Source organism: Micromonospora sp. NPDC049089, assembly GCF_040648775.1.
Taxonomy (GTDB): domain Bacteria; phylum Actinomycetota; class Actinomycetes; order Mycobacteriales; family Micromonosporaceae; genus Micromonospora.
The window spans coordinates 1-9,047 of record NZ_JBEZEH010000253.1; the positions used below are offsets into that span (position 1 = coordinate 1).

Consider the following 9,047-nt stretch of genomic DNA (forward strand, 5'->3'; position numbering starts at 1 on the left):
GGCGTGCCTGGGGCAGCCGATGCCGGGCGTTCCGGACCCTGGCCATCCGTACCTGCTCATCGCCCGCGACCTGGCACCCGCCGACACCGCCGGCCGGCGATGGCTCCGGCCCCTCTGGGTTGGTTCGTCGGGGCCCCGGCCTGCTGCGGGTGGTTGCCCAGCTCGACTTGCCGTCGACGGCTGGCGAGGAATCTCGCTCACGGTCTTGAATTCCTATCGAGTCGATAGGAAAATGGGCCAATGCCGGATGGTCCGTTCCTCACCTCGCGTCGGGCCGTTGACCTGATGCGGGTCGCCTCCGAGCTCTGTCCGGGTCGCTGACCACCGACCGGCTGGCACCACCCGCACCCTTCCTCTGGCCCCGCTGCCGAATCACGCGCCGCCCCGTGGTCCAACCGGCCCGGCGGCCTTCGCGCGGTCACCGGGGCCCGCCTGCCTTGCTCGCCCTCAACCGATCCCGCCACGGCCGGATCGGGCCATTCCTGGAGGTACGTCATGACCACCGATCCGTCACCGCCCAGTCCGGAGACCGCCGGAGATTCCCGGCTCGCTTTCAACGAGGACTGGGCGGCTACCATCCTCGGCCTGGCCCTGCTTGCCCTGGTCCTGCTCGGTGCCATCCCCGCCGGGCTGGTGCCCTGATGACCGCCGACGCGACCCGCACCGGCAACGAGCCCGGCACCTCCGCCGACGACCCGCCCACCGAGAGCGAGCGCGACACGTCGTCGACCACAGCCGATCCCGCCGAGCCGACAGATGTGGCGCGTGACGGGGCGTTCTGGGCGTGGACAGTGCTCGGCCTGCTGATCGTGGTCGGTCTCGCCGCGCTCACCCGCTACCTGGAGCAGAACGTCCCGGCCTGGGCCGAGGGCACCACCGTCGAGGACATCGGAGCGGCGATCGAGTACCCGGTGTACGCGATCCTGCTCGGCCTGCTCGGCAACGTCGCCGTCACGCTGCTCGGGTGGCGGGACCGGATCGCCGCCGCGTTCCGGACCGAGTTCTTCATCAAGACCGGTCTGGTGCTGCTCGGGGCGTCGATCAACCTGGCCGTCATCGCCAGCGCGGCCGGCCCGGCGATCGCCCAGGCGATTCTGCTGATCAGCGGGGTGTTCCTGTTCACCTGGTGGTTGGCCGGCAGGTTCGGCCTCGACGACAAGCTGCGGGCGCTGCTCGCGTCGGCGGTGTCGATCTGCGGGGTCAGCGCGGCGATCGCCGCCGCCGGCGCCGTGCGGGCGCGCCGCGAGCAGTTGGCCTACACGGCGAGTCTGGTCATCGTCTTCGCGTTGCCGTCCATCTTCGTCCTGCCCTGGTTGGCCGACGTGTTCGGGCTCTCCGACGCGGTGGCCGGCGCCTGGATCGGTGGCAACATCGACACCACGGCGGCGGTCACCGCGGCGGGAGCGCTCGCCGGTGAGGAGGCGCTCCAGATCGCCAGCATCGTCAAGGTCACCCAGAATGCCCTGATGGGTGTGGTGGCGGTCGCGCTCACCGCGCACTTCACACTGCGGGTGGAACGGCGGCCCGGCGCGGCCCGACCGGGCCTCGGTGAGCTGTGGACGCGGTTTCCGAAGTTCGTCCTCGGCTTCATCGCGGCCTCGGTCATCGCCACCTGGTACCTCGACGCCGCTGGCGCGGACGGCAAGGCCACCATCGCCATCGTCAACGACCTGCGCGTGTGGTTCCTGATCCTGGCCTTCGTCAGCATCGGCCTGGAGGTCCGGGTCGCGTCGCTGCGGGAGGCGGGTTGGCGACCGGTGGCGGTGTTCGCCAGTGCCACAGTGTTCAACCTGGCGTTGGCGCTCGCCCTGGCGTCCCTGCTGTTCCGGAACTTCTCGGCCTGAGTCAGCCGGTCGCCCCTGCGGACGGTGCTGGGGCCGGAGCCAGCCGGGCTCCGGCCCCAGCGTGGTCAGCGGGGCGGTGTCGTCGAGGTGGTCGGCGCGCGGTGTGACCGACCCGACCGAGCGTGCGAGGTGGGCGTCTTCACCGGGTCGAACGGAAGGTCCTTCCTGGTCCGTACGGGCACCGCCAGGAACGACGACGCCGTTCCGGTGAGCCGCTTGGCGCGGCGCGGGGTGGCTGCCGTGGCGGGGGCGTTCTTCGACGACCGGCTGTGCCGGGCACCCGCCTTGTGCCGGCCGGCGCGCGCCTCGGCTCCCTTGACGCTCACCGGGTTGGGGATCGGCACGGCGTGCGGGCTGGCGGTGCGGCCCGCGCGCCGGTGCCGTGCGCGTCCGCTGCCGGTCTTGAACCCGAGGGCGGGCCGTTCCACCAGATGCCAGGAGAGGACGGCGAACAGGAGGGCACCGAGCAGGCTCAGCACGATGTAGCCGAGCATCCCGAACCGGGCCCCGCCGAGCAGGGCGATCATCTGCTGCACCGGGAAGCCGTAGATGTAGATGCCGTACGTGTAGTCGTGCCGGCGGCTGATTGCGGACAGCCGCTTCGGCAGCGCGACGGCGGCGAAGAGCACCAGGTAGGCGAACGCCGGCAGGCCCACCGCGAAGAACCCGCCCAGCCACAGTGAGCCGGCCAACGCGACGCCGGCCAGCACGGCCAGCTCCCTGGTCATCGGGATCCGGTGCGCGTACAGGCGGGCGGCGGCACCGAGCAGGAACAGGAAGCCGAGCATCAGCGTCCAGTCGGCGGCGAACGCGCCGAGCAGCGGGAACGGCCCGATCGCGCCGTGTTGCGGCGGACGCGAGCTCCAGGTCGGCGCCGTGAAGAAGTCGCGCAGGACCAGGGCGTAACAGACGGCGGTGAGGACGAGCACCGCGCGAGGTGCCCGGTGCAGCACCGAGGTCACCACCAGGATGCCGACGATCCCGTAGAAGGCCAGGTCGTACCGCAGCGTCCACAGTGAACCGTCGAACGCGCTCGGCCCGCCGACGATCAGGCCGTACGGGGTGTCGGCCAGCAACCCGGAGATGGGGAACTGCTCCATCGAGGCGAGGAAGTTCGTCGTGACGTAGTCGAAGGGCCCCTCCGGGTGCCCCCAGAACCCGTCGAGGTTGCCGTTCTCGTACAGCGCGGCCAGCGGCGCGAAGACGAACGCGGTGACCAGCAGGCAGGCCCACAACCCGGGGAAGACCCGCAGTAGGCGGGCGCGGACGTACTGGCGCAGCGTGGAGCGCAGCGCGCTGTCGGTGATGAGGAAGCCCGAGATCAGGAAGAATCCGTACAGGCACAGGGTGCCGAGGTCGCTCTGCCGGCCGAAGGTGGCCGCGCCGAGGTTGTGCTGGCCGAAGCCGAGCGGGCCGGCGTGCGCGATGATCACGCCACACGCCATCGCCAGGCGAAGGACGCCGAAGGCGTTGTGCTGGGCAGAGTATCTGCCCTGCAGCGTCGCGGAACGCTGCCCGTTCAACTTCGCCTGCACCTGACGACTCCTCTGATCACTGAACTGTTGGACCGACGGATCGGAGCGCTGCCGATCGATGTGCCAATTATCAGTGGATGGAGGAGGTTTGTCCGGAATTTTGGTTGATTGTCCGGATCAGCCGACGTCAGCTGACGGCGGCGGCGGTGCGGCGACGCTGCACGACCCGACGGGCCGGTACGTTCAGCAGCCCCGCCAGGGCAACGACAGAGCGGTCACTCGCCCGCCCGTCACCGAACGGCGACCCTACGACGGCGGTCCGCCCACTGGCGAGGTGGCGGAGCCCGGCCGACAGGAGCCGTTCGGGATCGGTGCCCACCAACTCGCCGCGGCCCGGAGTCAGGGCCTCCGGACGTTCCGTGGTCTCCCTGGTGACCAACAACGGCACCCCCAGGGTGGCGGCCTCCTCCTGGAGCCCGCCCGAGTCGGTGACGACCAGGTCGGCCGTCCGCAGCAGCCCGACCATCTGTGGATACGGCAGTGGTGGCGTGACCCGGGCGTTCGTCACGCCCGCGAGGCCCGCGGTGACCTCCGCGCTGAGCTGCGGGTTCGGATGGGCGACCATAACGATCTGGGCATCGGGGCACGCCTGCGCCAGGCGACGGAGTCCATCCACAGTGGCCGTCACCCCGTGGCCCCAGTTCTCCCGTCGGTGCACGGTGGCCACGACGAGCTTGCGGGCCGGGTCGACCCATTCCGGTGCCTGGGCCATGCCGCGCTCGACCAGGTCGTGCAGGGCGTCCACGACGGTGTTGCCGGTCACCACGATCGCGCTGGAGCGAATGCCCTCGCCGATGAGGTTCGCCCGGGCCGCCTGTGTTGGTGCCAGGTGCAGTGCGGCGATACGGGCGAGCATGGCCCGGTTGGCCTCCTCCGGGAACGGCCGGTCCAGGTCGTTGGTCCGCAGTCCGGCCTCCAGGTGGACGACCGGGACGTGCCGCCAGAACGCGGCAGTCCCGCCGGCCAGGGCGGTCGTGGTGTCCCCTTGCACCACGACCGCCGCTGGACGGTGGTGTGTGAGCAGCTCGTCGATGCCCGTGATCAGTGCCGCCGCCAGTTCGGCGAGCGAGCCGGTACGCCGTTGCGGGCGCAGACTCACCTCCGGGCGGAGACCGAACGGAGCGAGTGCCTCGGCGACGCGTCCCGGCTGTTGACCGGTATCCGCCACCCGTACCGTGAACCTCGGATCATCGAGGAGACGGTGGATCAGAGGCGCGGTCTTCACTCCTTCCGGCCTGGTGCCGGCGAGGATCAGGACCTCTCGCGGTGTCGAGCTGCTCGCACACATGTCGGGTCAGCTCCTGGCAGCCGCGCGGCGACGCCGGTAGAGCGAGAACCCGCCGGTGGTGCCGGCCACGAGTGCGCCGAGGCCGAGCGCGAGCGGTGCCCCGGCGAGCGGGATCACCGGAATGGGGGGAGCGACCGCGTTGGCGCCACAGCTCGACGTGCCGATGCTGACCCCGGCCAGCGCTCCACCGAGCGCCGTCAGGTTCAGCGCATTGACGGTGAGCTGACCGACGCCCGAGGTGGACTGGCCGTTGAGGGTCAGGTCGATCAGCCCCGGGATGCTCAGCCCGGTGTTCGGCGCCGGGTTGATCGGAAGGTTGAGCAGCGTCGTCTCGACTCCCAGCAGCGTCGAGACGATCCGGGCGTTGGCCAGGGTCGCGGTGCCGGTCGCCGACGGGCTGCTGGTGGCGGTGCACGACGAGTAGATGGCGTCGGCGACGAGCGAGATCGAGGCGAGGCCACTGGTACCGAGGGTCAGCGTCACCGCCGCGCCGGGCGTGACGAGGCACGACCCGCCGGGACCGATGGTGATCGAGCCGCCGGTGCCGAGCACGCCGGCGCAGGCCGCCGAGGTTCCGTCGTTGAAGGCCCGGACGTTCTGGGCGAGCACCCCGGCGGTGATGACGGTCTGCGCGCCGAGCACGGCCAGCGGGGGATTCTGGTTACCGGAGATCGACTCGGTGGTGCCGTCGTTGGTGGCCGACGCCGTGCCGGAGCTGGCGAGGCCACCACCGAGCAGGCTGATCTGAAGCGCCGAGGCGGAGGACTGGGAGGTGTCGGCCATCGCCGGGGAGGCCGCCAGGACGACCATGGCGAGACCACCGGCCAGCACCGCGGCGGTGCGGGCGAGACCGGATCTAACTCGTGGCATAGATGTCTACTTTCTGATGTGGGCGATTGCGGGGCGGTCTGTGGTGGGGGTGGTGGTGAGGTGTTCGAGGTGGCTCAGGTGCCGGGGCGGTCGGATCGACCGTGGCCCGTCGTTGCGGCCCGACCGGCGTGCCGGTTGGGCCCGGCGCGGCTGGGCCGGCACGGCGGCCCGGCCCACGGCCGTCTGGCCGACGGCCACTCGACCCACGGCCCGAGCCGGGGCCGGCTGCGGATCGGAGGCGCGGGCGGTCTTCTGCCAGTCCGTGCGGGCCGTCACCATGCGGGCGAAGGCCAGCCAGACCGCCACTGACTGGGCGTAGCTGTACAGCCAGTGGCAGGCGCCGAGCAGCAAGGCCTTGGGAATCGACAGCTGCGGCTCACAACGGATCCGGTAGACGATGCCCCACAGGGCGAAGGGTCCGATGCCGAAGACGAGCACCAACGGGGGTACGCCCCAGCCGCCACTGCTCCACCAGCCGCGCAGTCCACCCATCGTGTTGTCGATGTAGTAGGACATCACCACCAGGCAGGCGATGTAGATCGGCGTGCCGAGCAGTTGGGTCCACGGTGCGGCCAGGAAGTGGGCGATCTCCAGGGTGGCCGAGTTGCGGATTCGTGGCGAGCGCAGCACCCTGCCGAGGTAGCGGCCACACTGCATCGACCCCTGGGCCCAGCGGGTGCGTTGCCGCACCAGCGGGCGGATCCGGGTCAGCGCCTCCTGGGCCACCCAGCTCTCCGGGCAGTACTCGGTGCGACCCCCGGCCAGCAGGATGTGCAGGCCCAGCTCGAAGTCCTCAAGGAGGGCGCCGTGCCACGGTGTGCCGTGCTGGTCGGCGATCTCGTTGAGCAGGGACAGCCGGGTGAACTGCCCGTTGCCGCCCATCGCCACGCTGCCGGTGCGTCGCCGCAGCGACTGCATGGCGGCGATCGGGGCGCGAAACTCCATGTCCTGGAGCCGGATCAGCAGCCGTCCCCAGCGACTGACCTCGGTCGGCTCTGCGTACCGGCGCGGCGCGCACTGGAGCATCCGCACCTCCACCTGGACCGCCCCGACCTGCGCCGAGCCGAAGTACTGACGGCCGGAGAGGGCCACCGGACCCTGGGGATCGAGTCGGCTGTCCGCGTCCAGGACCCCGACGATCACCCGACTGCGGTCCGCGTTGGCGGGCAACGACTGATCGATGCGTCGCCAGGCGGCGTTGAGCGCGGCGCCCTTGCCCTGTCGCGCGTCCGGTAGCTGACGCTGGATCACGTGCACCCGCGGTTGGTCGGTGAAGGCCGCCAGTTCGGCCAGCGTGCCGTCGTCGGACGCGTCGTCGACGCACCAGACGGTCGCCTGCGGGAAGTCGCAGAGCAGACGCCGCACGGTGTCGCCGATGACCGACGCCTCGTTGCGGCACGGCACGATGATGTGCCAGTCGAAGCCGTCCGGGCTGCCGCCCCGACTACGTCCGCTCTTCAGGTGGAACACCAGGATGCTCAGCACGTACGCGCAGAAGCTGACGCACAGCAGGAACGCCGCGGTGTTGAGCAGGGCGAGCGACTGCGTCTCAGTGGACACCGGCGACCGTCCCGGAGATCCGCTTGGTCCGGCTGACCAGGACCACGAAGAGGATCGTGACGGCGATCAGACCGGCGGTCGTGATCACCGAGCCGATCAGCACGTGGCTGCGTTCGTAGCCCAGTTTGAAGCCCCAGGTCTGCATCGAGACCACCACCGCGCCGAGTCGGATCTGGTTCACCGTGACCAGCAGCGCGACGGCCATCGCCAGGGCGTTGAGTCCACGCGTCAGGGAGATGCGGCGGAACCCGATCAACGTCGACGCGAGCACGATCGGCGGGATCAGCAACATCGCGACCGAGCAGCCGCTGGAGACCATGAAGCCGACCCAGCGCTCGTCCAGTGGGAAGATCACGGCCGCGCCGATGGATTTGGTGTCCGCCAACCCGACGGCGTTGACGAGATGGGCGTTCAGCCACGCCTCCGCGCTGGCGATGTCGTGCCACCGCCAGAGCATGGCGACGGCGGCGGCGACTCCGATCAGGCCACCTGCGCTGGCGCGCAGCCACGACCCGCGTCGGGAACCTGTCATCGCTCGCGGCCCAACATGGCGACGAGCCACAGTGCCATACCCAGCACTACCAGCCCGACGCCGACCAGCAACCAGGACTGAACGGCAACCCCGGTGGCGGCAAGGCCACCTCCGATGTGTGGCCCCTTGGTGGGTACTCCGTACATGCCAACTCCCTCGCTAACTCGAAGGCCAGAATGGCACCGCCAAATCGGGCAAAGAGGATAAAGCGGCATAGAAACCCTAAAGAGTGATTAAATGCTTCATGAGTGTGGCAGGCACGTGTCCCGAGCGGTTGCATCCCTTGCCACACAACAGGTTCAGCGTCCCGATAGTTCGTGCAGAGGTGGTCAAGATGGTGACCGGTATCCCCGGACGCACGGCCACGCCGGCGCCGTCGAGGTGGCGGGCGATGGCCGGGTGGAAGAAGGCGGGCCTCGCCCTGCTCCTGATGTTCGGCGTACTCTGCGCCGGCCTCGTCACCGTCGGCTTCGGCCTGAAGCACCGGTACGAGGGCCGGGTCCAGCGCGAGGACATCCTCGGCCAGGGCACCCACGACGACCGCAGGTGGGAGTCGGGGCCGCTCAATCTGCTGCTGCTCGGGTCGGACTCCCGCGACGGCGAGCCGGACCAGGCCCTCTACCTCGGGCAGCGGTCGGACACCATCATGCTGGTGCACGTCAACGCCGCGCGAGAGGCGGCCACCGTCGTCTCCATCCCCCGGGACAGTTACGTCGACGTGCCCGCGGCGGGGCAGACCTGGGCCGGCGGCCCCAACAAGATCAACGCTGCGTTCGCGTTCGGCGGGGCCGCCCTGGCCGCCGAGACGGTCGCCAAGCTCACCGGGCTACCACTCGACGGCGTGCTGGTGGCCAACTTCGCCGCCGTCCGCAAGCTGGTGGACGCGGTGGAGGGGATCAACGTGTGCCTGCCGTACACCGTCAAGTCCTCGGACACCGGCACCACCTGGCCCGCCGGCTGCCACGACCTGGACGGCAGGGCGGCCGACGACCTGATGCGGCAGCGGCACGGCGTGCCCGGCGGAGACTTCGGCCGCATCCACGACCAGCAGCTCGTGGTACGCGCCCTGGCCGAGCGGGTCACCGCGACAGATCTGCTCACCAGCCCGACCCGCCTCGACCGGGTGCTCACCACCGCTGCCGAATCGCTTGTCGTCGACCGCGACCTGAACCTCACCGACCTCGCCCTCGTGCTGCGCAAGGTGAAGCCGGAGACCGTCCAGTTCGTCACCGTCCCGTTCAGTGACGCGAACCTGCAGACCCCGGCCGGGTCCGCGGTGCGGCTGGACGAGGCCCGGGCCCCGGCGCTCTTCGCCGCACTGCGCGAGGACCGGGTGGCGCAGTGGGTCGCGGCCAACCCGCAGGCGCCGCCGGTTAACTGAGCACGAGGAAAAGTCGGCGGGTGAGAGGTCCCCAGGA

Annotated in this window: 10 protein-coding genes; 4 read left to right on the top strand and 6 right to left on the bottom strand. The window is 70.4% G+C overall.

Annotation, left to right across the window (positions count from 1 at the left end):
- Positions 1-240: 240 nt before the first annotated feature.
- The 3 genes from AB0B48_RS29705 to AB0B48_RS29715 all read left to right on the top strand — a co-directional run bounded on the left by AB0B48_RS29705 (position 241) and on the right by AB0B48_RS29715 (position 1,844).
- The gene (locus AB0B48_RS29705) at positions 241-321 is read left to right on the top strand and encodes a putative leader peptide (protein WP_355006783.1); all 81 of its coding nucleotides are present in this window, start codon (positions 241-243) and stop codon (positions 319-321) included.
- Between the two features lie 174 nt (positions 322-495).
- The gene (locus AB0B48_RS29710) at positions 496-642 is read left to right on the top strand and encodes a hypothetical protein (protein WP_357207237.1); all 147 of its coding nucleotides are present in this window, start codon (positions 496-498) and stop codon (positions 640-642) included.
- Positions 642-1,844: a putative sulfate exporter family transporter gene (locus AB0B48_RS29715; protein ID WP_357207239.1), complete on the top strand. Its 1,203-nt coding sequence runs from the start codon at positions 642-644 to the stop codon at positions 1,842-1,844. Before AB0B48_RS29710 ends, AB0B48_RS29715 begins: the two co-directional genes overlap by 1 nt.
- A 65-nt stretch (positions 1,845-1,909) precedes the next feature.
- On the opposite strand, the gene AB0B48_RS29720 is transcribed toward AB0B48_RS29715, so the two are convergent.
- The 6 genes from AB0B48_RS29720 to AB0B48_RS29745 all read right to left on the bottom strand — a co-directional run bounded on the left by AB0B48_RS29720 (position 1,910) and on the right by AB0B48_RS29745 (position 7,775).
- Positions 1,910-3,379, bottom strand: coding sequence for an acyltransferase (locus AB0B48_RS29720; RefSeq protein WP_357207242.1), 1,470 nt, complete (start codon positions 3,377-3,379; stop codon positions 1,910-1,912).
- A gap of 127 nt (positions 3,380-3,506) precedes the next feature.
- Positions 3,507-4,667, bottom strand: coding sequence for a UDP-N-acetylglucosamine 2-epimerase (non-hydrolyzing) (wecB, locus tag AB0B48_RS29725; RefSeq protein WP_357207244.1), 1,161 nt, complete (start codon positions 4,665-4,667; stop codon positions 3,507-3,509).
- A gap of 6 nt (positions 4,668-4,673) precedes the next feature.
- Entirely contained in the window at positions 4,674-5,537 is an 864-nt protein-coding gene (locus tag AB0B48_RS29730; RefSeq protein WP_357207246.1) for a choice-of-anchor P family protein, read from the bottom strand.
- Between the two features lie 6 nt (positions 5,538-5,543).
- Positions 5,544-7,097: a glycosyltransferase family 2 protein gene (locus tag AB0B48_RS29735; protein WP_357207248.1), complete on the bottom strand. Its 1,554-nt coding sequence runs from the start codon at positions 7,095-7,097 to the stop codon at positions 5,544-5,546.
- Positions 7,087-7,629 (bottom strand): hypothetical protein, encoded by a 543-nt coding sequence (locus AB0B48_RS29740; RefSeq protein WP_355006645.1) that lies wholly within the window; start codon positions 7,627-7,629, stop codon positions 7,087-7,089. Before AB0B48_RS29740 ends, AB0B48_RS29735 begins: the two co-directional genes overlap by 11 nt.
- Positions 7,626-7,775: a peptidase gene (locus AB0B48_RS29745; RefSeq protein WP_357207250.1), complete on the bottom strand. Its 150-nt coding sequence runs from the start codon at positions 7,773-7,775 to the stop codon at positions 7,626-7,628. The genes AB0B48_RS29740 and AB0B48_RS29745 overlap by 4 nt, the downstream gene beginning before the upstream one ends.
- 188 nt (positions 7,776-7,963) lie before the next feature.
- Here AB0B48_RS29745 and AB0B48_RS29750 point away from each other — a divergent pair, with 188 nt between their 5' ends.
- Positions 7,964-9,010: an LCP family protein gene (locus AB0B48_RS29750; protein WP_357207252.1), complete on the top strand. Its 1,047-nt coding sequence runs from the start codon at positions 7,964-7,966 to the stop codon at positions 9,008-9,010.
- Positions 9,011-9,047 lie beyond the last annotated feature (37 nt).

What these genes read in the sequence shown, in the direction of transcription:
- AB0B48_RS29710 (WP_357207237.1), top strand. Translation starts at nt 496, where the DNA reads ATGACCACCGATCCGTCACCGCCCAGTCCGGAGACCGCCGGAGATTCC.
- AB0B48_RS29705 (WP_355006783.1), top strand. Translation starts at nt 241, where the DNA reads ATGCCGGATGGTCCGTTCCTCACCTCGCGTCGGGCCGTTGACCTGATG.
- AB0B48_RS29730 (WP_357207246.1), bottom strand. Translation starts at nt 5,537, where the DNA reads ATGCCACGAGTTAGATCCGGTCTCGCCCGCACCGCCGCGGTGCTGGCC.
- AB0B48_RS29740 (WP_355006645.1), bottom strand. Translation starts at nt 7,629, where the DNA reads ATGACAGGTTCCCGACGCGGGTCGTGGCTGCGCGCCAGCGCAGGTGGC.
- wecB (WP_357207244.1), bottom strand. Translation starts at nt 4,667, where the DNA reads ATGTGTGCGAGCAGCTCGACACCGCGAGAGGTCCTGATCCTCGCCGGC.
- AB0B48_RS29750 (WP_357207252.1), top strand. Translation starts at nt 7,964, where the DNA reads ATGGTGACCGGTATCCCCGGACGCACGGCCACGCCGGCGCCGTCGAGG.
- AB0B48_RS29715 (WP_357207239.1), top strand. Translation starts at nt 642, where the DNA reads ATGACCGCCGACGCGACCCGCACCGGCAACGAGCCCGGCACCTCCGCC.
- AB0B48_RS29745 (WP_357207250.1), bottom strand. Translation starts at nt 7,775, where the DNA reads ATGTACGGAGTACCCACCAAGGGGCCACACATCGGAGGTGGCCTTGCC.